The 23991-nt window shown below is 42.8% G+C and carries 19 protein-coding genes and 1 pseudogene; 3 read left to right on the forward strand and 17 right to left on the reverse strand.

All coding sequences use genetic code 11. From position 1 onward, the window contains the following. Window position 1: 1 nt before the first annotated feature. The 4 genes and pseudogenes from ADU22_RS18080 to ADU22_RS25285 all read right to left on the reverse strand — a co-directional run. Window positions 2-1615 (reverse strand): class I adenylate-forming enzyme family protein, encoded by a 1614-nt coding sequence (locus tag ADU22_RS18080; protein ID WP_053363412.1) that lies wholly within the window; start codon window positions 1613-1615, stop codon window positions 2-4. A 25-nt stretch (window positions 1616-1640) separates the two neighbouring features. Beyond that, on the reverse strand, window positions 1641-2405 hold the full coding sequence (locus tag ADU22_RS18085) for an SDR family NAD(P)-dependent oxidoreductase (RefSeq protein ID WP_053363413.1): 765 nt from the start codon (window positions 2403-2405) through the stop codon (window positions 1641-1643). Between the two features lie 237 nt (window positions 2406-2642). Next, on the reverse strand, window positions 2643-4076 hold the full coding sequence (locus ADU22_RS18090; RefSeq protein ID WP_053364643.1) for a sigma-54 interaction domain-containing protein: 1434 nt from the start codon (window positions 4074-4076) through the stop codon (window positions 2643-2645). 184 nt (window positions 4077-4260) lie between these two features. Beyond that, window positions 4261-4439 (reverse strand): annotated as a pseudogene (locus tag ADU22_RS25285) (class I adenylate-forming enzyme family protein); the annotation flags it as partial. A 215-nt stretch (window positions 4440-4654) separates the two neighbouring features. Here ADU22_RS25285 and ADU22_RS18095 point away from each other — a divergent pair. Both ADU22_RS18095 and ADU22_RS18100 read left to right on the forward strand, forming a co-directional pair. Continuing rightward, entirely contained in the window at window positions 4655-5086 is a 432-nt protein-coding gene (locus ADU22_RS18095) for a MarR family winged helix-turn-helix transcriptional regulator (protein WP_053363414.1), read from the forward strand. A 22-nt stretch (window positions 5087-5108) separates the two neighbouring features. Beyond that, entirely contained in the window at window positions 5109-5843 is a 735-nt protein-coding gene (locus ADU22_RS18100; RefSeq protein ID WP_053363415.1) for a glucose 1-dehydrogenase, read from the forward strand. A gap of 157 nt (window positions 5844-6000) precedes the next feature. Here ADU22_RS18100 and ADU22_RS18105 read toward each other — a convergent pair whose 3' ends face one another. From ADU22_RS18105 to ADU22_RS25555, 6 genes are all read right to left on the reverse strand, one after another. Beyond that, entirely contained in the window at window positions 6001-6276 is a 276-nt protein-coding gene (locus ADU22_RS18105; RefSeq protein WP_053363416.1) for an Ada metal-binding domain-containing protein, read from the reverse strand. Window positions 6277-6296: 20 nt separating this feature from the next. Further along, entirely contained in the window at window positions 6297-7835 is a 1539-nt protein-coding gene (locus ADU22_RS18110) for a DUF4145 domain-containing protein (protein WP_069188013.1), read from the reverse strand. Window positions 7836-8258: 423 nt separating this feature from the next. Continuing rightward, on the reverse strand, window positions 8259-9830 hold the full coding sequence (locus ADU22_RS18120; protein ID WP_053363418.1) for a SagB family peptide dehydrogenase: 1572 nt from the start codon (window positions 9828-9830) through the stop codon (window positions 8259-8261). Window positions 9831-9854: 24 nt separating this feature from the next. Beyond that, entirely contained in the window at window positions 9855-11792 is a 1938-nt protein-coding gene (locus tag ADU22_RS18125; protein WP_053363419.1) for a TOMM precursor leader peptide-binding protein, read from the reverse strand. Then, complete coding sequence (locus ADU22_RS18130; RefSeq protein ID WP_053363420.1) at window positions 11792-13753, reverse strand: putative thiazole-containing bacteriocin maturation protein; 1962 nt, start codon at window positions 13751-13753, stop codon at window positions 11792-11794. The genes ADU22_RS18125 and ADU22_RS18130 overlap by 1 nt, the downstream gene beginning before the upstream one ends. Before the next feature lie 185 nt (window positions 13754-13938). Next, complete coding sequence (locus tag ADU22_RS25555) at window positions 13939-14196, reverse strand: heterocycloanthracin/sonorensin family bacteriocin (protein WP_082252914.1); 258 nt, start codon at window positions 14194-14196, stop codon at window positions 13939-13941. 777 nt (window positions 14197-14973) lie between these two features. Here ADU22_RS25555 and ADU22_RS18140 point away from each other — a divergent pair. Further along, window positions 14974-16872 carry an alkaline phosphatase D family protein gene (locus ADU22_RS18140; protein ID WP_053363422.1) on the forward strand — a complete coding sequence of 633 codons (1899 nt, stop codon included), beginning with the start codon at window positions 14974-14976 and terminating at the stop codon, window positions 16870-16872. A gap of 73 nt (window positions 16873-16945) precedes the next feature. Here the strand turns inward: ADU22_RS18140 and ADU22_RS18145 are convergent, their stop codons facing one another. Genes ADU22_RS18145 through ADU22_RS18175 form a run of 7 tightly spaced genes read right to left on the reverse strand, consistent with a single transcriptional unit; the run spans window position 16946 to window position 23979 of the window. Continuing rightward, window positions 16946-17353 carry a PaaI family thioesterase gene (locus ADU22_RS18145; RefSeq protein ID WP_053363423.1) on the reverse strand — a complete coding sequence of 136 codons (408 nt, stop codon included), beginning with the start codon at window positions 17351-17353 and terminating at the stop codon, window positions 16946-16948. 19 nt (window positions 17354-17372) lie between these two features. Continuing rightward, a complete protein-coding gene (locus ADU22_RS18150; protein WP_156324392.1) occupies window positions 17373-18566 on the reverse strand; it encodes a thiolase family protein in 1194 nt (397 codons plus the stop codon). A 24-nt stretch (window positions 18567-18590) separates the two neighbouring features. Beyond that, a complete protein-coding gene (locus ADU22_RS18155) occupies window positions 18591-19373 on the reverse strand; it encodes an enoyl-CoA hydratase/isomerase family protein (RefSeq protein ID WP_053363425.1) in 783 nt (260 codons plus the stop codon). Between the two features lie 16 nt (window positions 19374-19389). Beyond that, window positions 19390-20376 carry a TAXI family TRAP transporter solute-binding subunit gene (locus ADU22_RS18160; RefSeq protein WP_053363426.1) on the reverse strand — a complete coding sequence of 329 codons (987 nt, stop codon included), beginning with the start codon at window positions 20374-20376 and terminating at the stop codon, window positions 19390-19392. A gap of 25 nt (window positions 20377-20401) precedes the next feature. Then, complete coding sequence (locus tag ADU22_RS18165) at window positions 20402-22312, reverse strand: TRAP transporter permease (protein ID WP_053363427.1); 1911 nt, start codon at window positions 22310-22312, stop codon at window positions 20402-20404. Between the two features lie 16 nt (window positions 22313-22328). Continuing rightward, on the reverse strand, window positions 22329-23141 hold the full coding sequence (locus ADU22_RS18170; RefSeq protein WP_231687908.1) for an enoyl-CoA hydratase/isomerase family protein: 813 nt from the start codon (window positions 23139-23141) through the stop codon (window positions 22329-22331). After that, window positions 23131-23979, reverse strand: coding sequence for a 3-hydroxyacyl-CoA dehydrogenase (locus ADU22_RS18175; protein WP_053364645.1), 849 nt, complete (start codon window positions 23977-23979; stop codon window positions 23131-23133). The genes ADU22_RS18170 and ADU22_RS18175 overlap by 11 nt, the downstream gene beginning before the upstream one ends. Window positions 23980-23991: the final 12 nt, after the last annotated feature.

Here is a 23991-nt window from a genome sequence, read left to right on the forward strand (position 1 = left end):
TTCACACTTCCTCCCTAGGATTCATTTCCGATTGTTTGGGGGTTCTTAATACATTTTTTAAGATTTTTCCACCTGGGTTCCTGGGCAGTTCCGAGGCAAATTCGATCAGTTTAGGAACTTTATAATTGGCTAGTCTTGCGGCTACGAATTCGCGAATTTCGTCCTGATCGAGGGTTTCGCCAATCTTTGGAACAACGACGGCTTTGACCACTTCGCCAAACAGCGCGTCAGGAATACCGACAACGGCGGCTTCTAATACCTTTGGGTGATTATAAAGGACATTCTCTACTTCGATAGAGAAGATTTTTTCACCACCGCGGTTAATCAAATCCTTTTTGCGATCGACAATATAGACAAACCCATCGGAATCGATCCTGGCCAAATCCCCTGACCTCCAATATCCGTTCAGGAAGGATGTGCGGTTGGCCTCTTGATTGTCCCAATAGCCCTCGACAACCATCGGGCCTTTAATGAACAATTCACCGACTTCTCCCGGCAGGCACAGTTCATCTTCTTCGTTTACGACGATCATGTCTCCGACCGGGACTGGCAGCCCGACTGAATCCATTTTGCTTTCGTGATAACTTTTAGGCATAATGGTCGCCGGTGACGAGGTTTCCGTTGCTCCATAGGCATTATGCAGGCTGGCGTTCGGGAAGCATTGTTTCAGCTTATAGATGGTTTCCGAAGACATCGGCGCTCCCCCATAAGCAATAAACCTTACATTTTCATAGTTGTATAAAGAAAAGTTGGGATGCGCCATCATCATGATGTAAATGGTTGGAACGTTAAACAGGAAGCTAACCTGTTCCTCCACCGTTAACTCAATGAATTCCTCGGTTTGATATCTCTTCATGATGACAGACGTCCCGCCAACTCGTACCATGTGAAAAAGCTGGCCAATCAACCCGGTTACATGGAAGAGCGGAACAGCGATTAATGTCTTCGCTTCCTGGTTGGTATGTAACACCATTTCATAATTCATCGAACTGTGGATCGCCCCTAAATGACTGCCGACAGCGCCTTTTGGCAGGCCGGTCGTCCCGGACGTATACATAATAAATAATGGCTCCTCTTCCGACATAGGTACGTCCTGGACAGAAGAGGCTTGTTCGACGATTTCATAGGGGAGGTAATCCTTTCGCTTTGGTGTCTGATCTCCAATTAAAAAGAAATATTGAACAGTGGGAATGGATTCATCATCTCTCATCGCTTCGACCTTATGCAGGAATTCATCATCAACAAACAGCAGCCTGCTGCCGGATTGCTTTAGCATATAGGTAAGCTCTTTTTCTTTTAATCTTGTGTTTAGCGGCACGACGATGGCCCCTAATTTGGCACAGGCAAACACAAGCAGGCAAAACTCAATGCTGTTCCCCAATAAAAGCGCGACCCGGTCTCCTTTTTTCACACACATCGATTTTTGCAAATTTCCGGCAATCTTTTCGACTTTGTCCTTCATTTCCTGATACGTTAACCGGACTCCATCCATGACCAGGGCCTCTTTGTTTCCAAATTTTGCAGCCGACTCCTCCAGCATCGCAAAGAGATGTTTGGGACGGTTTTGAAACACTTTAACTTTCCGATTAAAGTGCGTTTCCTTGATTATCTTCATATTAAAACCTCCTAAAACGATTGGCTTATCTTGCCGTCCATCCTCCATCAACATTCAGCACCTGCCCGGTCACGTATTTTGAAGTATCGGAAGCGAAGAATACGACAGGTCCTACAAGGTCCGATGTTTCGCCGATTCGTTTAATCATGGTGGAGTTAATGATTTTCTCCGATCTTTCCGGATCAGAAAGCCACTCTTTTGTCATCGGTGTGCTGATATAGCCCGGTCCAATCGCATTCACCGTAATGTTATAAGGAGCTAATTCGTCCGCCCAAACTTTGGTTAATTGGTTAATGCCACCTTTACTGGCAGCATAGGAAGTTTGAAACGGCATTCCAACACTTCCGAGAATGGAAGAAATATTAATGATTTTCCCATAATTTTGTTTGATCATCTGTTTGGCGGCAGCCTGTCCTGCCAGGAAAATTCCTTTAAGGTTAACATCCAAAACCGTATCCCAATCACTTTCTTCTACTTCCGGAAGTGGTTTGCGGATATTCATCCCGGCATTGTTCACTAAAATGTCCAGCGAACCATGCTGCTCGACAATTTGGCCAACCAGGGCTTCAACTTGATCCTTTTTCGTTACATCGCAAGGAAGATAGGAAGCTTCAATCTTCTCTTTCTTTAGCTGTGAAACAGCATATTCCCCTTCCTCTCTTCCACGGCTGGAAATAACCAGTGTGGCCCCATAATGCCCTAATGCATGGGCCATGCCATAACCAATGCCTTTACTTCCCCCTGTCACAAGCGCAACCTTTCCATTAAGATGAAAACTCGGTATGTTCATCCCTTCGTCCCCTTTCCCTCTTATACATGGACCTATTATTGATGAGTCCACTTTACCTAATTGCAATTTGCGTGCCAAAGTCATAATTAGACAAAACATTATAAATATTTCGACATCATTTTCCAAAAATAGATTATTTTCTACTTTTTTACTGAAGTCATAAAGCTATTATGTAAAAGAAAATAAAAAAGCCAGCAAATAATTGCTGACTTTTCAGAATTTTGATTCCTTTATTCATCAAAAAGTTAACCCGAGCCTTTTCATTTTTTTGACTAGCGCAGATTGACTGATCCCTAATGCCTCGGCCGCACGCCGGGTGGTTTTCAATCGTTCCATCTGTTCTGTTATCATTTTCCGTTCCAGATTCGCTACGGTTTCTTTCAGTTTGCCTGTTTCCGATTTCATCATCCCCACACTTTGTAACATATAGGTCGGCAAATCCTTTATTGATATTTCATCCAGGTCGGCCATGACCGCCAGCCGTTCAATCAGATTTTCAAGCTCCCTAATATTTCCGGGCCAGTTGTAAGCTTCAAACAATTGGAGAGTTTCAGGATGGAAACGTTTGTTCAAGGTGTTCTTTTCGTTCGTTCGTTTTAAAAAATAGAAGGCGAGCGGGACAATATCCACCCTCCTATCCCTTAAAGGGGGAACCTTGATGGGAACGATATTCAGCCGATAGTAAAGATCACGCCGAAAATCATTTTTCTCGACCATTCTCTCTAAGTCCATATGAGTGGCGGAAATAATCCTCACATCAATTTTAATGCTTTTTGTACCACCTACACGCATGATTTCAAATTCCTGCAGCACCCGTAGCAGCTTGACTTGGAGGTCGATTGGCATGTCTCCAATCTCATCCAAAAAAATCGTCCCCCCATTGGCCAGTTCAAATAAACCAGGCTTTCCTTGACCGTTTGCCCCTGTAAAGGCCCCTCTTTCATAGCCAAACAATTCGGATTCCAGCAGATGATGGGGGATTGCCCCGCAGTTTACTTTTACTAATGGCTTCGCTGCCCGGTCGCTTTCTTGATGGATGTAGTTGACGATAACTTCTTTTCCGACACCGGATTCTCCTAAAATAAGGACACCAGAGTCAACCTTGGCCACCTTTCTTGCCAGATGGAACACCTTCATGATTTCCTGGCTTTGAGCAACAACTCCATCCAGATGCATCTGGATTAATTCCCTTTTTCTTAATTCCTGGATTTCACTGATGTATTGATCGGTCATTTTTCTCGAGTGAAGCAGTTCGGTTTTCATCTGATTCAAGTCCGAAATATCCCTTACATTGGTCACTACATAGACGATTTGGCCATTTTGACCAAAGACTGGATTTCCGGTTACCAGTAATTCCTTTCCTCGAACGGATTGGATAATCGTCACGGGTGCCCTCTGTTCCAACACCTTTACAGTCACCGATTCCGACACGATTCCCTCTTTTACCACCGTCCTCATATTCTTTCCAAGCAATTCTTCGCTCGTGACGCCCGTAATCCTCGAATACGCGGCATTTACCATGATGCCGACGCCTTCTTTATCTGCAACAAAAATGCCATCATAGCTTGATTGAAAAATGGAAACCAAAATGTTTTCAATATCCGCCTTGTTAATCCGGTCAAGTTTCATACATTCTGATAAATCTTCTGCATGGATGGATTGGATTGTCATTTTTATTCCCCCAATGAGCATGAAAATACTGAAAAAAAGATTGATTCCATTTCGAATCATATTTCTGCTTGATTCGAAATGGAATCTTTCTTATCTCCTATAATTCTGCAAAAAATGTAAAATTCCTTTTTGAAAAGGGTTTTTGTAGGTAACTGGACCGCTTCCACCCACTTTTTATCTGGAAACCAACGACAGCTGCCTCTTGAACGGCCGGGTGTTGGTAAAGCACTTCTTTCACTTCACGAGGATAAATATAAATATTCCAGAGATAATCATGTCTAATTTGCGATCCACAAGGAAAAGATATCCGTTTTGGTCCAAGTACCCCATATCACGGGTATGAACCCAACCATCCTTTATCGTATCTTGTGTTAGTACGGGCATTGTAGAAGAGGCTTGATACAAGGTAACAATTTGTAATAAACTGCCTCTAGCCAAAAAAAGTAGTTTAGTGCTAAACTATATACAGATAGTTTAATGTTAAACTACTTTTGAAGGGAGATGAGCAAACTAATCCTTACTGGTGTTGCGGCTGGGATTGGGAACGAAATTGCTTATCTGGATAAGGAGAAGATGAATTGCGAGAAAAAGACCTTTTTAAACTCATTCATATGATTGATAAAATCAATAATGAAAATATTATCAAGTTCACAAAAGCCTTTCCCTACCCTCTGGGGATTTCTCCGATTCTTGTTTTATCGGATTTAAAAACAAACGGGGTACAAAAGCAAGTGGATTTAGCCGACAAACTCGGCTATACAAAAGGGGCCATGACCAATATCGCTGCAAAGCTCCTTGATTTGGGGCTTGCTGAAAAAGTATTTGACGAAACAGACCGCCGCGTCATTCAACTGCAGATTACCCCGTCCGGTGAAAAAGCACTCTCAGAAGCACAGGCGATTGGAAGAACCTTATTCATGGAGCATTTTGAGGCCTTAAATGAAGAAGAAATCAATCAGTATTTTAAAATTCAGGAAAAGCTTTTAAAACATATTAAAGACCGTAAATAAAAACCCATCAGGAGGAATTTACATGAGCAGATTAGCTGGTAAAGTGGCGATTATTACAGGTGGAGCACGCGGAATGGGAGCAAGTCACGCCCGGTTGTTTGTCAAAGAAGGAGCGAAGGTTGTGATTGCGGATATTCTTGAAGAAGAAGGACTAGCCCTCGCCGCCGAACTGGGAGAGAATGCAAAGTTTACGAAACTGGATGTCACTAATAAAGCAAACTGGGAGCAAGCTGTAGCTTTGGCAGAAGAAACATTCGGTCCAGTAAATGTCTTGGTGAACAACGCCGGGATTACGATAAATAAATCCATAGAGGAATTGACTCTGGAAGAGTACAAACGCATTGTTGATATTAACCAAGTATCGGTATTCCTGGGTATGAAGGCGATCATCCCGTCGATGAAAGAAGCAAAAGGCGGTTCGATTGTGAATATCTCTTCGATGAACGGTCTAGTCGGTGGTGCCATTGGCTATACCGATACAAAATTCGCTGTTAGAGGCATGACCAAAGCAGCGGCTCTGGGATTGGCTCACTATGGCATTCGTGTAAATTCCGTACACCCAGGCGTCATCGAAACACCCATGATTGTCCAAGAAGAAACAAAAGACGCTGTCAATGAATTTGCCAAATACATTCCAAATGGCCGTGTTGCAAAGCCTGAAGAAGTATCCAGCCTCGTCATGTTCCTGGCTTCAGACGAATCCAGCTACAGCACAGGAGCAGAGTTCGTTGTAGATGGCGGTATGACAGCTAGATAAACAAAGATCACCTCACTCCCCTTGTGGGAAAAGGGAATAACGAAGGCTTGAACCCAGGAATTACCGGGTTCAAGCCTTTTGTACTCTTTAAGATCTCCCGGCTGAAAATCAAAGCCGTGCAAATCGCTTCTGGCAGGTTCTACAATATTTTTTCTGATTATAGGGTATCCTTTTGGCGCTTCCAAACGGCATACTCTCTCGGCATGCACACTCCACACGGTCTAAAGCCAGCTTCGATCGCCGTTGCCTCATCCGCAAAGAACACTCTTTGTGTCACATAACCGCCCTTGGCGATTGCCCTAAGAGCGGCAGGACAATCCAGGCGGCCATAAATCTTTCCCTTCCTGTGACCGCCAATTATGCCGGGAGTGCTGCTCTCATAGACTTTCCTGTCAGGTCCAAGAAGCTTATAGGTTTTCGTTCCTTCGCCCATAAATTTTCCCCCTATTTACTTTAGTTTTCTTTCAACAAAGGAATCTCCACTTGAACTCCAAGACGTTTCAGAATCTTACCTAATGTCTCCAGCCCGGACCGCGGGTTGATTTTCGTTTCAAGGTAGTAGGTATCACCCGTTATGCTGGAATGATAGGTATGTACCTGGGCAAAAGGCTTGTAATCTGTATGAACAGGTTCCATTGCGATGGCATAGCGTTTTCCTGTATCTGTTGAGCCAAGGATGATCCCTTCTTCGACCATTTGATGCAAAGGCAGGGAATTCTCTTCGATCCAGATGAGCGCTTCTTTCCAAATGGAAGGAACACTCTCCCCGCGAATGACGGTTTTCTTATCTCCAAGCTGTACATTAATATAGAGGGATTCCCACTTTTTGTAGCTGCTCTTTTTCTCGGGTAAAAGTTCATCCTCAGCCATACCATTTCGTACCGCCTTGCTCTTAAGCTGGTGAAACAGCTTTTCCACTATACCAATCCCGACTTTATCGTATTTAGCCAGGATCACCAGTTCCTTGGGAAGCTGGCCAACACTTTCTATTTGGTCTTCATTCATCTGTCTTAAAAGATTTGGGATTCCGGTAAACTCATCTGCTGTGAGCGGAAGCCTGGATAGCTCTTCTGTCACGACAATATAGTCGGCTTTGAAAAAGAAAAAAAGGTCCCCTGGCCGTTTTAGAGTTAGCGTTCGGCGCTGTTTTTCCTCTTCAATGAAGGTCCTTAGTTCATTAAAAAAGGTTTCGTCATTCTTTTCGGTGTATCGTTTTACATGATGGTGGAGGCCTTCCAGATTCGAAGGCAGCTCACTCATAATCCTTGCTTCCTGTTCGGCGCCAAGTCTGATCAGGAAGGTCTCGGACTTGTCAAACCGCTGCGGAAGCAAAAACGCATCGCGAAGGAAATACGGAACCTCCAGCTTCTGATCCTTATATATGAGAGTACGAATCGCAGTAAAGCCCGGGATATCCTGCACTTCTTCTGCCGGCTCAGCTGTGAGTGCAACGGCAGCTTCGTCAAAAGCCGTACTGTTCTCCTGCTTTTGCACTGGGTTTCTGAGCAGCTCTTCAAACCCTTTAAACCTAATTTCCAGCTCGGTCATATCAAATGCTTTTTCAACTAGCGGTGATGGGTCCTGATACTCAGGAACTGTGACGTCCACCGGGCCGTACACTTCCACATACCATCTGACAACCGTGTACAGCGCTTCCCAGGCAAGCAAAGCCTCTGAATAGCGGAATACCCTGGCATCATGGGCCGCCCGGTTTCCTGCCTTCCTTATCTCATGTAGCGCATCCCGAATCTCGGGAATCAAAAATCCTCTCTCATTCAACAAATCAAGCCGATCCTTCAAATTCATCCGCGGCTCTTCGGCTATTCCTTCCCTTATGAAAACCTGCTGCAAAATATTTTCAATAAACACCCTGGAGTGTGTCAGCATCGTTCTCGGGCTGGTAAAAATACTGTGCTCCAGCTCTTTGGCAAGCAAGGCCAATTCTTTTGATACTGGTTCCAGGAATTTGTAAAAGTATGTATTGCTGTTCATCGATATCCCCCCTTTTTTATCTATTATTATACGTGACTTAGACCCCGTTTCGTCATTAAAACTGGTTAACGATTTTATTGTGGTACCTTTTCTTCCTCATCCCTTCTCATTTTAATAGGATATAAGAAAATAGCGACCCTTCATTGATAAAGCATCGCACGCACCTGTTGCATAAATATAGTAGGTTATTAGGGTTCCAGATTGGTTTCTTTCGATTAGATTCTTTCCAAAGAAGGCCTTTTCCCACCCCATGGCGGTATCCTTGATGGAGAATCAATTGCTTGGTTAATTGACTGTATAAACACAATAGGAACACCTCGTAAAAATACAATAAAAAAAGGTAGAAGGATAGTGAGGTCACTAATCGATCTACCCGTTGCTTCCAGCGTGAGATGCATAATCTGCTCATTACTCTTGTCTATCTTAGCCATTCAAACTTCCTTTTAACCAGACGCGGGGATGATATGGACCGACTGGGATGTGGATAAGGCTTGTTTTCCCTATCGAATTGACTCCGTAAAGTTCATCACTTTGGTTCGAGTCGAATCCTAATAATGGGTGTCCCCCTAACTCCAGGGCACATGCTGTCAAGAGCAGCCTTTGCACGAGTATACCTGCTTCCATCTGTTGAATTCTGTATCCTCTATAGCCCAGTTCCTTTTTGTAGTGGTCCTTGTCTCCAACAACATGCAGACAGAGTGGAACTTGAAACAGATTTACAATAGGCATTGTTAAACAATTTTGCATATACTCCCGGAAATCCCCCGTAGATATTCTCCGAAGTGCATGTGCACCTTTGTCATAGGCGTAAGCACCATCTTTAACACCTTCCACGTTATAAAAAGTGCCATACAAGTTTAAACCAGTATCATGATTTCCCTGGGTATTGTCAAAGTCTTTTTGATATGAAAATGAAAAAGTCTCATTTAACAAAGTGGACACTGTTGTTTGACTGACTTTCCCCATCATAAAATCAATATCAGGAGAATGCCTTTCTCTGCAGACGGATGCTAAATCGTATGACATTGCCTCCGTATATGGCAGAAAGATTAACTCTTTACCTAATGCATTGTTAAGTGGATCATCTTTTTTTATGTTCACAAATGAATGTGTTGCTTCCAACATCGAGGCTTCATTGATCTCTTTCAGCACTGGGTAATCAATAACTCTCTTTGAACGGTTATATGTTACATGCTTGAGCAGCGGGACTTCCCTTGACAATTCCGTTGCAGAAATATTTTTTTCTATATTAAATTGGTCAACATTGTAAATAGATAATGGGATCACAGCATATACACTTTCATCCCGTTCAGATAGCCCAAGCAAGTGATTGATCGAACGATCTAGAAATTGGTAACATACCCGTGTTGAGAACCCCATCCTATCCGCCACTTCCAACGATTGCCCAATTAGCACGCCTGCATCTAACCCTTGTAACCTGTAAGAGAAATTATGGTATTTATAAAAATTTTTCCAAAAAACCGTCGATATAAAAACAGTGCAAAAACAATCTGAAAGATTATAACGATTTCCAAGACTTCTGGATAGATAGGAATCGTAGTTGCCTTCTCGCAGCAATATAAGGCGATGGTGTGCAACATCGTAGTGGTAAACTCCCTCTGGTACATCCGCCAACTTTAAGTACACATATAATTCATTGGGATACAACGCTCCACCAGAGGGAACAAATCTGCGAAACAACTGGACGTAGCTTGCAGCAGGTTTTTCCTCGGTGCCCTCCTTGAAAGGAACTTGAGAGTATCGAGTAAGACCATATACATACCATAAGTAATGACCAAACTCCTTTAGACTTGGTATTAAATGAACTTCTCTCCCTTTGAGGGTTAACGGTACATCTGCGGTAAGTGGAATTTCTGGTAAGCCACGGTACAGTTTATAGGGAAGTGGTGCGTCTTCCCAATCCGGTTGCCAATCCGGCGAAAGAAGTTTATCAGTGTCAAAATGCAGATTGTATAGGAATGTATCTAGTTCCAACCTGAAACCCTCCTACTCTTGCTGTTATGGAAAAGGATGGGGATGTGGATTCAACTGTTCATAGGTTAACGGTTGCTTTTTAAACCCGAGTTCCACAGGGACGTTGAGCACCCGGTCAAGACCTCTTATACGTGTAAGGTGATGTCCAAATGTCATTGGAAGCATTCCAGGAATCAATACCTTTACACAAAATAAGCTGTTCCTTTCGGTTATAGGTGTTGTTTGGTCAACCACAATGACTTCCAGGTCCAACTTTCGGAACCTATTTAGAATATCCTCAACATCATCCTTCAAATCAGCATTCACCCGTGGACATTTAAATTCCTCATCAAATGTACGTAAGGGACGATTTTCATCCAATAAAAAACGTAAATTCTCTTCTGCTTCTTTCAGCCCGTATAGCATGCCATGGTCCTCCATGGTACGTACAGCAAACGGATTCTGTAACATTTCTTCATATTTCTGTCGATTTTTGTCTAAGGTTTCGCCATGCCTAAACATTCCTGCAAGCTCGTAAACCGCACTTTTTACTGCCTTTACAGGATCAGGATTAGCTCCTGCTGCACAAATGAGGTTTGCACCCTTAGATTTTCTGTTTTTTGCCACTGCCCAAACGCACGGAATCTCATGTTCCATTGTCGCATTGTAAAAATGCAGGTCATACCCAGCGACTTCACGAACCCGGCTAACCATCAACTGCAATTCTTTATCGTTCGCAGAACTAAGGTCAAGGCGGGGAAGTGGGAGTTGTGCATACCAGGTTAATAAGAATGAGTCTCGCTCAACGACCTCCATAATGGCATGGAAAATGGCCTCCTCTAAACTCCCTCCCAATGCACAGCCGTTGGAAGTCTCATAAACAAATCCTTCTCCATACCCCAAACTGTAATAGGCCAGTAACTCCGGAACCAGAATAGGGCGTTCTTGTAAAAATGAATATCCCCAGACCCAATTCATTGGTTGATCAGGATGAAATGGTTTAAATGGAAATTGTGGCTTTGCATACTGTTCCTCCTCATGCAAGCCTACCTTTGCAGGATTTAATGCTTTATCCCCCAAATTGTGATAGCTATCACAAATTACCTTCCTTTTGCCTCGAGGTTCGATTCCACAATATCTCTCCAAACCCTCTAAAATAGCAGTTAGCTCACTCAATTCATAAGAATTAGATCTACCTGCTACTCCCTCGTCCCCAACAAACAACGGCATGTTCACTAAAACGTCAGCGAACGGCAGCCTGAAATCCTGCATTTTCCCGTTCATGATACCAGTACGATAATCCAGATAATCTTTGACTAGCACGTTTTTTAATTCATCCATCGAACGGCATCGGTAACCAGCAGGATTCAATTTAGGGCTAGGTTCTAACTTGATGCAAGCCAATTCAGATGTGTCTTTAGGTATTTGACTGCATATAGGGCACAACGAATCTGGCAAGAAAAAGTGGCTGGAGATCGTTAACATTTTCAGATTTGTAATGAACACCCGTTCTCCTAAGCAGCTTTGTTCTCCTTGAAGAATCTTCATCACTTCGTTGCTAATCAAGATTGCCATTTGCGATAGTCCGGTTCGTGATACCCATGCATCACGAAGTAAATCTTCTCCTGCTGCCATTTTCATCCGAAGCCCCAACATTTCTTGACGATCAGGTCCAGCTAACATAAGTCGCATGTCAGCACATTGAGTACATCCCGGTACATCAGGTCGTACAAATGGACCAATGATTCCCTCACCAAACGAAACGAAACCTCGAAGCCATGGAATACCTAGGCCCCTTAACCTCTCTTCGGCTTTTTGATGAACGTGTGGTTTCCAGGTATCGTGCAGAACTAGAACTAATTCTGTATTTTCGGGAACCTCTTCAAGAATGCTTTGGCGCCTAACAATATAGTTTGGGGACAATTGATCATAGACATATTCCGCTAATAGACCCTCACCATCTATAAGTATATAAGCAGCCATTAGGATCCCCCCTCTTGAACCTGAACACCAAACACCCCTGCCAGCTCTTCCTTTAAAAAAGGCTCGAAGGCAAAGTCATAGATTACCAATCGCATGCGGTTCCGATTTAATACATGAATAGACGATTGTAATAGCTCCCGAGAGGTAATTTCATCACAAGATGGGATATTCAGTTTGCTTTCGTTTTTTTCTAGAAAAACCACTGACTCCATCTCTTGCTTTACTGTAGGATTCACTTGGTTTTGAGCTTCCAAAAGCGCTTGTTCCAATGCATGACGTAATGCCAATGTTGTATTTAAACCTGCACTTTTGTACAAACGGCCATTCGACCTTACGCATGCCACAGGAAAACCTAGTACATCCTCTTTGAAACCAATTGTTAGAGCACCATTTAAGGTAGTCAGGGAATTAAAGTAAAATCTGCATCTCTTATCTTCTATGGCTCCCAACTTAATACCATATACCGTACTCAGATGATCGACCTTTCTCTTTTTCAATTCTTCACCTAAATATGCTTGAAGACCTCTACAAACAGACTCTGCGATTGTTTCTCCAGCACCGATGCCTATAAATCCCTCAGGTATGTTCGCACCTACCTTATTCCTCTGATGTTCGAATCCCACATCGTGCAAATTTATCATTTGTGAAACATACATTTCAATGCCCGTCAGCCCGGCCTCTTTTTTTGCTTCCTCATGTGTTAGTCCCGCACAAACAACTTCAGGCAGTAGCTCTGCGGGTCCCTCTGAACGGGAGTTAACGGCTTGAACATAGCACTGTGCAAGTGGAAGTTGGGGTAAATTCCGTTCCTCCCAGGTATGGAAAATTCCTATTTCTTCTGACGTTAATCGACTGAAATACTCTAAGAGGTCACTCGATTGTTCATTTCTGTCCGTTTCCTGTTCAAAGCGTAAATCAAAATCTTCCACCTGTCTTAGAGTATCACGTGTAGGCGTACCTAATGGATGTGGGATGAAGTAAAGCCAGTCTCCTTCGAGGGTTTCAAGATCAAGCATGTAAATTTGATGACTCTCAATGGAATCTGCAATCCCTGTAGCCCTTTTGAAAAATTCGAATACTGAAACATTTGCCAGAATCGATCCCGCTGTTGAAGAGAAGGATTGACGCGGTTGATCTTTTTTTAGTGCTGAGTGATGGATTCTGCGCCATGCGGACTCCCAGCTTCCATCTGAATCCGGTTGATTAAATGGACCAGTTAGCCCCACCTGGTCTAAATAGATGGATGGCATAAATGCCTTCTTTTCTTGTTTGCAAACCAGATTAACATCCCTTAGTTCATTTATATTGCCATCCTGCGAGACGTATAGAATACAATCATAAGGCTGTATTGCTTCTCTCCAGAAACTGCTCCCCGCGTCTTTATGAAAGGGTACATTCTTTATCTCGACTTCAGAATCGGTCTTACGGGCCTTTTGCACCAGTTCATTTAGCCTCTGCCAATTGGTAGGAATGGAATCTGTGACCATAACATTTATTTTGGGCAGACCTGATTCGATTAACGCGGAAACCAAGGAAACCATAAAGGGACCAGAGCCAACAGCTAGAACTTTCGCCTGACGATATTCTTGAAAATGGTACGCACCAGATTCCATGAAATTCTCTATAAATTCAATTTGTGTAGCATACTTTTCAAGAACGTTTCGATTTAATTGATGAGGAGACTCTTTGCTTAGATCCCGTACAAAACCGTTGGTGTACAACGTTTCTCCTATTTCGTACACCCTGTCCCGATAAGTGGCCGTTAATCCCACTGTTAATTCTCCCAATGTAAGCTCACCATTTAACGAGGGAATTAGTTTTTCAATCCACTTATAAATTGTTTTACCTTCCATTCGTAATGTGCTTAAGTTGTTTCTAAAATACACACCGCCATGTGGATCTGGAAGAAAAAAAGTATCCCTTTTGACCTTCAGACGTGAGGACGAGTCTAGTTTTGTCATACAGCCCCTCCTTATTCATAATCATATAAATATGCATTATTAGTTTATGTACGATTTTTTGTCCAATATGATAAACAATAAAGAAGTGCCCCTGCGACAAATAACGCAAGGGCACTTTTGATTTACAAATTAATTTTTCCTTTAGGAATTTATCCGGCTCCAAACAGCTCAAACGGCCAAAAGAATTAAATGAAACCGAAACAGCCAAAACCGAGGCCAAAGCCGAAACAGCTAAAACCAAAGCAGCCGCCACAGCCTCCACAGCCTCCACAACGGAAGCCGAAACAACCACCGCATCGGAAGCCAAAACCTCCACAACGGAAGCCACAGCCTCCACAACGTCTGCTCATCATATGCAGGTCTTGGCTTTGAAGATCCATAGGAACTAACTGACCAACTTCGTAAGGGTCCATTGCCAACCCTTGTAGCTCATTTTGTAACATTTTATTTCTTTCCTCCCCAATGTATTTTTTTTTGGTACAACATGAATAGAGAGTGGAAAAGTCAATGCCAGTTCTGGGTAAACGAAATCATTAGTTACGATGTGTTCTCTTCAACAAATTATGTTTTCTTTTAGGTCTCTGTTACTAATGAAAGAGCCTATTTCTTTTTCCCTCCAATTTTTATTGATTGTTTTTTTCCATGGACTGGTTATGTTTCTTTCTGCCGGTGGATGAACGACCGAAACAAAATAAAATTTCAGGAGGAACATACAATCTTTATTAGGCTTAAAGACTTTCTGTTTGGTTGTATTCTTGAAACGTCGGTCACCCAAAAAATCTTGATACGCAAATTTTAACAACACAAAAAACCACTCCCTAATTTTTATAGGAAGTGGTTATTGATATTGACATAAGTTTATTTGCAGTTTTCTTTCATGTTAAAACCCAATTGCCCCTCCTTTAGAGAGTCCAATTGGGTTTTTATGTCTTTCCTGTAAAGTATCCAGAATTTGTGGGCTTTATAGGTTATTTTTCTATTCAATCACTATAGATTTGGAATTCCGGTAAATTCATCTGCTGTCAGCGGAAGCCTGGAAAGTTCATCTGTCACGACAATATAGTCCGCTCTAAAAAAGAAGAACAGTGCAGCATCCATCCATAACAAACATCTTACATGTTATTTACAAGCTGTTTATTTACCATTAACAACCTGCTGATACCATTTATCATGACGAGGACTTTTATCAAAGTGATCTTTTAATAGAAAGGAGCAAGGAAATGAACCCTAAAATAGATAGCAATCATGAAAGTGAAGTGGATATAGGCAAAAGGAAGTTATTAAAGACGTTCTTGGCGGGKTCTGCATTAATTGCTTTGGATAGTGCACTTTCGCCGCTGAACAGTTTGGCACAAGCCAAAAACAAGCACCAACCCGTAAAGGCGGCACGCTATATAGCTGTTCACCCTGCAGGTGTTGGATTTACGGAATCGGTGGCGTCGGGCGATCCCACTCCGTCGGGTGCTATGCTCTGGACCCGGGTAGATCCTGACATAACAGGGATCGATGCAATATCAGCGGAGCATCCAAATCAAAATATAATCGAATGGCTGGGAAACGGGACAGTAAAAAATACGGAGTTTATTGAAAATGGACAGGCAGTCATGGTTGAGATCAGTAAATCCAGTGATTTTGGCACAACAGTCCTCACAGGCTTTACCCCGGTATGGAAGGACTTTGACCATATTGTCCGCCTTGATGTGGATGGGCATCTTGAACCATCAAGTTACTATTATTACCGGTTCACCACTAAAAACGGATTCGTCAGCCAAACCGGACGGTTCAAGACACTCCCAGCAGAAACGGACGTAAGCCCCGTAAAATTTGCCTATATCACGTGCCAGGATTATACCAATGGTTACTTCAATGCCCTGAATCATTTGGCAGATGAAGAGCTTGACTTTGTCATCCATGTCGGGGATTACATCTATGAATCTGTCGGTGACCCCCTTTATCAGAGCCCAATAGAAGGAAGGCAGATTATCCTGCCGAGCGGCGGAATCAAGGCTAAAACGATTGAGGATTACCGGACCATTTACCGGGTTTACCGGCAGGATGAAGACTTGCAAAAGCTGCATGAAAGGCATAGCATGATTGGAATTTGGGATGACCATGAATTTGCGAATGACACCTATTTTCCGGCAATCGCCCCGGATGACAGCCTGAGCCCAGACCCGGAGAGGCGGCTTGTTGCCAATCAGGTGTGGTACGAGTATATGCCGGCAAGGGTGATGTTTGATAAGGAAATGCCCTTCGATCAATCCATCAAAATCTATCGTTCTTTTAAAATTGGCAGCCTGGTCGAACTGATTATGACAGATGAACGGCTGTACCGGAGCCCCCATCCATGCGGACCTGCTACGACGGATAAATATTTTTCAAGCGGCTGCAATGATATCAGCAATCCGAACCGTTCCATGCTGGGTACGGAACAGCGGGAATGGTTTTTATCCAAACTTGCCTATTCTGATGCTGTCTGGAAGATATGGGGAAACGAAGTCCAATTTGCTGTATTGAAACTGCTCGGTCGCCATATGAATTTGGATGCCTGGGACGGGTATGATGCAGAACGCAGGAGAATCTCCCAGCACTTGAAAACATTTAATGTAAAGAATGTCATCGCTCTGACAGGAGACTTCCATACATTTGACGCAGCACTGATGAAAGAGGATTACATAAATGACCCGGATTCCGAAGCGGTTGGAGTGGAACTCATGGTAGGTTCGGTCACGTCCAGCAATTTGCGCGAGGCATTGCGCAATACTCTTAATAATATTCCAACCAACTCAAGCCCGATTCCAATCCCGGTGCTCGAGCAGCTTATCGGTGTCCTTAAGGGCCGCCTGGGAATAGCAGCAACTCTGACCGCAGAGCTTTTGTTAAAAGAACTGCAAAGCATCATTAAACTGGAAAATCCATGGATGAAACTATTTGATAGTACCACCCATGGATACGCCATTCTGGAACTGTCCCAAACAAAAGCAGTCTGGACAACATACAGCGTCGACCAAATTGAAACAAGGGGCGCCAGGAAATCCCTGCACTGGCAGTGTGAAATTCCACGGAATAAAGCAGAACTAAAGGTCCTTGAATCAAACAAACTGTTAAATCTATTTTAAGATTCTTGGCATATATGGAGGAAGGAGCCGGATTAAAATCCGGCTCCCTTTTACTTTGATTTTATTTAGGTGATTAACTAACTTTAAAAGTCCCTGTGCTAAAAGCAATACGTTCACTTTGCTCATTGTAGATATGACCTTCTATAAAACAGGTAGTTTTCCCAGTCTCAATTATTTTTGCCTGTGAATATAACGGTTCATTAATAGCAGGCTTTAAATATTGAATATTTAGTTGAATGGTTACTGGCGTTCCTGTTAATTGAGTTCTAGCGGCCATTCCCATAGTTGTATCTAATAGCGCTGCAAGAATTCCTCCGTGGATTGTACCTTTTATATTATTAAATTCTTCTCTTGATGGTAACTTCAATGAAACTTTGCCTTTTTCAATTGATTGGACCGTGAAGTTCATTAATTTCCAATGGGGCCCTTTTTCGTAATCCTTTATTACCTCAACAAGTTCTTCAGGTAAAGTATAAGCCAACACAATTTCTCCTAATCAACTAGTATTTTTTTATAACGGTAGCAATACCCTGGCCAACTCCGATACACATGGTTGCCAATCCATACACGGCATCGCGTTTTTTCATTTCATACAATAGCGTGGTTAATATTCTTGCCCCACTCGCACCTAATGGATGACCGTAAGCAATAGAACCTCCGTTCACATTCACTTTTTCCTTATCTAAAGATAATTCATTGATACAAGCAAGAGACTGTGCAGCAAACGCCTCATTCAATTCTACTAAATCCAAATCTTCAACTGTTATGCCCGCTCTTGCCATAGCCTTTTTCGAAGCTGGTACCGGTCCAATTCCCATGATGGATGGATCGACCCCTGCCACGGCAAAGGACTCAATTGAAGCCATCGGGGTCAGGCCAAGTTCCTTTGCCCTCTTCTCACTCATGATTAACAGAGCTGCCGCCCCGTCATTCACTCCGGATGCATTTCCTGCCGTAACAGTGCCGCCCTTATTTACGGCTCTTAGTGAATTTAATTTTTCCAGAGTTGTTTGAGGGCGCGGATGTTCATCCTGACTAACCACGGTTTCGTCTTTCTTGGTTGAAATAGTAACTGGAACAATCTCATCCTTTAATCTTCCTGATTCCATCGCTTTTTTTGCTTTTTGCTGACTATTAAAGGCAAACTCATCCTGACTTTCGCGGGAGATGTTGTATAGTTTTGCCACATTATCAGCCGTTTCAATCATTGAAAATGGATAATGCATTTCCGCCAACTTCTTGTTGATGAACCTCCAGCCAATCGTTGTATCGTAGGTTTCAACCGATCTTTGGAAAGGCTTTTCCTGCTTGGCGGTTACGAATGGAGCCCTTGTCATGCTTTCTGTTCCGCCAGCAATATAAATATCCCCTTCGCCGCATATAATCGCTTTTGCCGCCTGGTTCACCGCTTCCAGGCTGGAGCCGCATAAACGATTGACTGTGACTCCTCCGGCTGATGTCGGTATACCCGCTAACAGCGAAGCCATTCTAGCCACGTTTCGATTATCTTCACCCGCTTGATTCGCGCATCCAAAATAAACATCTTCGATTTCCTCGACCGGAACATCATTGCGATTAACAAGTTCTTTAATGACGATTGCTGCAAGGTCATCCGGACGAACATCTTTCAATGCCCCGCCGTATCTGCCAATCGGTGTCCTAACTGCATCAATGATTACTGCTTTTTCCAACAAAAACACCTCCAAATTATGTAATACCTATTTCCCTTCAAATACAGGTTTTCTTTTATCCAGGAAAGCCTCAATACCTTCTTTAAAATCATCCGTACTCATACAGATCCCTTGGATAATCTTTTCTTCCTTTAAAGTTTGTTCAAAACTTTTCTCAAAAGAATCGTTGACCATTTGTTTAATATATTGATAGGCAATTGCTGGCCCATTAGAAAAATATTCTGCAATATTTAATGTTCTTTCCATTCGTTCTTCAGAGGATACGATTTCATTAAGCAATCCTAATCGATAACCTTCTTCTGCTGTTACAGACTTACCCAATAACATTAGTTCTTTTGCTTTAATCGGTCCTACTAATCTTGGTAAAAGCCAAAACCCGCCACAGTCAGGAACTAAACCAATCTTTGAGAAACTTTGTGTCAGTTTTGTATTTTCCTCGGCAAGGATGTAATCACAGCTCAGAGCCAAGTTAAAACCCGCCCCAGCGGCATTTCCGTGGATAGAAGCAATCGAGATTCCCTTCCAGCCACGAAGTTTCAAGATAAAATCGTGTATATCATCCAATCTTTTGCTTGCCTCAACAGCGGAGGAAATACCAGTCATGGAACTGATACTCCCTCCTGCAGAAAATGCCTTGCCTTTTCCATTAAGGATTAACACTTTATAGGAGCTGCTCATAATATGGGACATGATACTTGAAAGCTCACTTCTCATTTCAAGATCCAACGCATTTAAGGTCTTTTCATCATTCAAAGTAATCATACATATATCAGCGGAAATTTCCTGGAAGATAAGTTTATTGAAATTCATGTGACTCCTCCATGTTTTATTCCATTACACCAATTTCTTTATAGTATTTAACCGCTCCTGGATGGAAGTAGGACGGATCCAATCCCTCTACAGCAATTTCCGGGGTAAAATAACTTCCTCTCGATGGATGGTCTTTAATAATGGTGTCAACATTATCCCAAATGGCTTTAGTCATTTCATAGACCTGTTCTTCAGGAATATCACTATTCACATTAAGCATGCTTTGGTAGGCTAGAGCCGAAACATCTTCTTTCTGGTCTTTATAGGTTCCTGAAGGAATTGGAAGATCTGCTCGATACCCAAATTCTGCCAACTCCTCTAACTTTGTTGTATCTACAGGAATGATCTTAATAGAGTTTAACGTTTCAACTTCCTTAAATGCTGGAATTTCAGGTGCCCCGCCACCAACCGCTACATCGATAATTCCATCCTGCAATTGTGTTGCTGCGTCGCTATAGTTTCCAAATGACACTTTTCCGCCAGCTGCTTCGATCTTTTCATAAGATAATCCATGAACCTCCAACAATCTTTGAAGTGCCAATTCTGAACCTGTACCCTGGGCCCCAGCATGAACTTTTTTGCCTGCTAAATCTTCAATTTTCTCTATTCCACTATTCGCGGAAGTGACAAAAGTTAAATAAACAGGATAGCTCAGTGCAATGGTGCTGACCTTTGAGATTTCCTCTGATTCAAAAGCGCCTTGCTTATTGGCTGCATCCATTAAATCTGGAGTATAAGCCCAGCCTAAATGCATATCTTTGCCTTCGTTTACACTTCTGAGGTTTCCAATGGAGCCGCCTTCCAATACATTTACGTTTAGGCCTTCAATGTTATCCATCCAGATATCAGCCAGTGTAATGGATACGTTATACCAGCCTGAACCAAGCGGTGCTGTGCCGATTGAGATATTTTTGCTGCTGCTCGCCCCTGTTTCATCACTGCCGCATGCTGCCAAAAAGGCACTTAATAAGAGAATCAAAGAGACTAAAAGGTTTTTCTTCATTTCCATCCACCCCATTCAAAAAAATTTATAATTGTTCTGCTATTACTTTATCTGGCTTCCTTTTCATTACCTGTAAAAGAACCCCTGCCAGCAAACAAGCAATCCCCAGAATATCCGTTAAAACACCAGGAATAATCAATACAATGGCTGCTGCCAAGAAAAATAGCCGTTCGATCCAGGAGGCCTTTTTAATGAAGTATCCTTGTACAAAGAACACAAAGGCTGCCGCCCCAATAATTGAGGTGATAACGGATAAAGCAATGGTAGATGTATCTCCTTGCAGCAACAAGGCCTCATTGTAAACAAAGATGAAAGGAACGATAAATCCTCCAAGTCCGATTTTCGTAGCTGTGAAGGCGGTTGCATTTGGCGGTGAACCTGCCAGCCCTGCAGCCGTATAGGCTGTTATTGCCACTGGTGGAGTCAGGCCAGACATGACGCCATAATAGAACACAAACATATGGGCAGCTACTGGAGAAACTCCCAAATTGATAAGGGCTGGAGCTGCCAGGACGGCCAAAATAACATAGGCTGAAACTGTTGACATCCCCATTCCGAGAATGATTGAAGCCACCATAACAAGGATTAGTAATAATAGTAGATTCTCGCCTGAAATATCAATCGCGAGCCTTGAAAAACGTGTTCCCAAACCAGTTAATACGACTGAACCGACAATAATACCAGCACCTGCACAAGCCGAAACAACAATCATCGAGCTCTTGGCTGCGCTTTCAAGACAGGCGAGGATATCGCGCCAGCTCATCCAGTTCTCCCTCTTTAAATAACTAAGACCAATGGTTAGGAAAATTGAATATAACCCTGCTTTAATCGGACTGAACCCCATTAGCATCAATCCAATAATGAAGGCTATTGGTAAAAAGAAGTAAACACTTTTCAACACATCAGCTATTTTGGGGATTTCTTCGTCAGAAGCTCCTTTTAACCCTAGTTTCCCTGCTTGCAGGTACACAATAATTCCCGCAACTAAAAAATAGAGAACTGCTGGGATAAGAGCATAAGCAATTAGCTCGATATACGGAACTCCAGTCATTTCTGCCATGATAAAGACGGAAGCTCCCATAATAGGCGGCATTAATTGTCCACCCTGTGAAGCTACTGCTTCGACTCCAGCGGCAAATTTTGGAGAGTAGCCAATTCTTTTCATCATGGGAATGGTAAAGGCTCCTGTTATCGCCACATTGGCAGCACCATTTCCAGTTATGGTTCCAAGCATGGCACTTGATGCAACGGCTGCCAAAGCTGGGCCTCCACGTTTTTTTCCAACGAGAAGGAAAGCAAAATCTATAAAAAATTTACCTGCCCCGGACTTCAGGAAGAAGGATCCGAAGACAATAAACAGCACAATGACGGTAGAACTTGTATAAACTGGGGAACTAAAGATCCCTGATGTACTAATAAATAATGTATCGATCATTTTCTTATAGCTATAACCCTGGTGGCCTAGCAAGCCAGGAAAATAAGGTCCCAGGAAGATATAAAACAGGAAGAACGTTATAAGAATGGACATTAGGATCCCGTTTGTCCTCCGAACTCCTTCAATGATCAATATAATCAGGAGGGTTCCAATCATCATATCCATTGAATTAGGCTGTCCCGCCCTGTATTCAATAGCGGGGTAATCGAAAAGCGTAAAGGCGAGAACTATACAACTTAGAAAGATTGGGATCAAATCATAGAATTTAAACCCATTCTTTTTGGAAAAAGGAAATAGCATAAATAGAAGCAGTAACCCAAAGCTTACGTGAACAGCTCGCTGCTGCCATGAAGGAAGGGAGCCAAACCCTGCCGTGTATAAATGGAAGATTGAAAAAGCAATAGCCGTTAAGGATACGATGATCGCCAATACTTTAGGGAGACCCTTCAAGTTGTATTCCTTCCGAGTCAGCTTTTCTATATAGGTTGCATTTTCACTCATATTTGTTCCTCCCTTCCTATTTTCCGGTAAACGAAGGAGTCCTCTTTTCCAAGAAGGCGGATGTTCCTTCGGCCTTATCTTCTGTTCCATAAAGGATGGCTTGTGCCGCTAACTCATAGGAAAGACCCGTGTTCAAATCGGTTGCTGCACCAATATTGATCGATCTTTTTGCCATCTGAACAGCCAATGGCGGTTTTGAAACGATCTGTTCAGCCAGCGCCAAGACTTCATTCATCAGTTCTTCGCGTTTTGTTACTTTTTCCAGCAAGCCAATTTCCTTTGCTTCTTCAGCTGTGATGACCTTCCCTGTTAAAATAAGTTCTTTTGCCATTCCGATTCCAACTAATTGCGCTAATCGCTGCGTCCCGCCTGCAGCTGGCAGAATACCCAGGTTAATTTCAGGCTGTCCTAACTTCGCATTCTCACTTGCATAGCGGATATCACATGCCAAGGCAATTTCACAGCCGCCGCCTAGCGCATATCCATTAATCGCCGCAATAACTGGTTTTGAACAATCACTTATTTTATTACACACATTTTGGGCGGAAACTTTAAACATATCACTCGGAACCCTTTTATGCAGCCAGCTGACATCAGCTCCTGCTACAAATGCTTTTTCACCGGCCCCTGTAATAATACAAACCCTAACCTCATCATTATTTGATATATAGTCGATTGCGTTCCCCAGTTCCTCCCAGGTTTTTTCGTTTAAGGCATTTCTTACTTCCGGCCTATTGATCGTAATGGTTGCAATCTGTTCATTAATTGATAGAATAATATTTTCGTATTGCATGCTTTCATCCCCCTTGTTTCTCATTTCAGTACTCATAGACCCCTCTTCCTGCTTTTCGGCCAAGCCTTCCTGCTTTCACGTACTTAATCATAAGCGGAGTTGGACGGTATCGGTCTCCCAGTGTTTCATGAAGATAGGTTAAAATTTTCAACCGGGTATCCAATCCGACCAAATCACCTAACTCTAATGGACCCATAGGATAATTTAGTCCAAGCTTAATCGCTTTATCGATATCTTCCGCAGAAGCTACCCCTTCTTCGAGCATACGGAACGCTTCATTCCCAACCAATGCGCTTATTCGACTCGTTACGAAACCAGGGGCTTCATTCACCATAACTGTTTCCTTGCCCATTTGTCTGGCCACTTTTTCTGTAATCTGATAAGTCTCATCGCTCGTTTCCAAGCCCCTGATGATTTCAACCAGCTTCATCTTAAAAACCGGATTGAAGAAATGCATCGCGATAACACGGTCAGGCCGGTTAGTTACCCCTCCCATTTCTGTTGGACTCATAGTGGAAGTATTGGTTGCGAGAATCACATGAGGTTTACAGATGGCATCCAACTTTTGAAAGATCTCTGATTTTAATTTAATATCCTCTGGCACTGCTTCGATTACAAAGTCCGCGTCTGATACGGCCTCATTGAAATGGATTGTCTGCTGCAGCCTGCTGATCGCTTGGTCCATATCTGCCTCATCATAAAGTCCTCTTTTAAGCCCTTTTTCCATATTGGTTTTTATATCCGTTACAGCCTGGCTCAGCTGTGTTTCAGAGATATCATAAAGAGTTGTTTCAAATCCTCCCATAGCTGATACATGTGCAATCCCTCTCCCCATCACACCAGAACCGAGAACCGCAATCTTTTTAATTTCCATTTCCATCCTACC

It is taken from the genome of Bacillus sp. FJAT-27251, assembly GCF_001273925.1.
Classification (GTDB): domain Bacteria; phylum Bacillota; class Bacilli; order Bacillales; family Cytobacillaceae; genus Mesobacillus_B.

What these genes read in the sequence shown, in the direction of transcription:
- ADU22_RS18125 (WP_053363419.1), bottom strand. Translation starts at nt 11,792, where the DNA reads ATGGCTGCTTATATACTTATAGATGGTGAGGGTCTATTAGCGGAATAT.
- ADU22_RS18175 (WP_053364645.1), bottom strand. Translation starts at nt 23,979, where the DNA reads ATGGAAATTAAAAAGATTGCGGTTCTCGGTTCTGGTGTGATGGGGAGA.
- ADU22_RS18100 (WP_053363415.1), top strand. Translation starts at nt 5,109, where the DNA reads ATGAGCAGATTAGCTGGTAAAGTGGCGATTATTACAGGTGGAGCACGC.
- ADU22_RS18080 (WP_053363412.1), bottom strand. Translation starts at nt 1,615, where the DNA reads ATGAAGATAATCAAGGAAACGCACTTTAATCGGAAAGTTAAAGTGTTT.
- ADU22_RS18130 (WP_053363420.1), bottom strand. Translation starts at nt 13,753, where the DNA reads ATGACAAAACTAGACTCGTCCTCACGTCTGAAGGTCAAAAGGGATACT.
- ADU22_RS25555 (WP_082252914.1), bottom strand. Translation starts at nt 14,196, where the DNA reads ATGTTACAAAATGAGCTACAAGGGTTGGCAATGGACCCTTACGAAGTT.
- ADU22_RS18170 (WP_231687908.1), bottom strand. Translation starts at nt 23,141, where the DNA reads ATGAGTACTGAAATGAGAAACAAGGGGGATGAAAGCATGCAATACGAA.
- ADU22_RS18155 (WP_053363425.1), bottom strand. Translation starts at nt 19,373, where the DNA reads ATGAATTTCAATAAACTTATCTTCCAGGAAATTTCCGCTGATATATGT.
- ADU22_RS18085 (WP_053363413.1), bottom strand. Translation starts at nt 2,405, where the DNA reads ATGAACATACCGAGTTTTCATCTTAATGGAAAGGTTGCGCTTGTGACA.
- ADU22_RS18165 (WP_053363427.1), bottom strand. Translation starts at nt 22,312, where the DNA reads ATGAGTGAAAATGCAACCTATATAGAAAAGCTGACTCGGAAGGAATAC.
- ADU22_RS18105 (WP_053363416.1), bottom strand. Translation starts at nt 6,276, where the DNA reads ATGGGCGAAGGAACGAAAACCTATAAGCTTCTTGGACCTGACAGGAAA.
- ADU22_RS18090 (WP_053364643.1), bottom strand. Translation starts at nt 4,076, where the DNA reads ATGACAATCCAATCCATCCATGCAGAAGATTTATCAGAATGTATGAAA.
- ADU22_RS18110 (WP_069188013.1), bottom strand. Translation starts at nt 7,835, where the DNA reads ATGAACAGCAATACATACTTTTACAAATTCCTGGAACCAGTATCAAAA.
- ADU22_RS18160 (WP_053363426.1), bottom strand. Translation starts at nt 20,376, where the DNA reads ATGAAGAAAAACCTTTTAGTCTCTTTGATTCTCTTATTAAGTGCCTTT.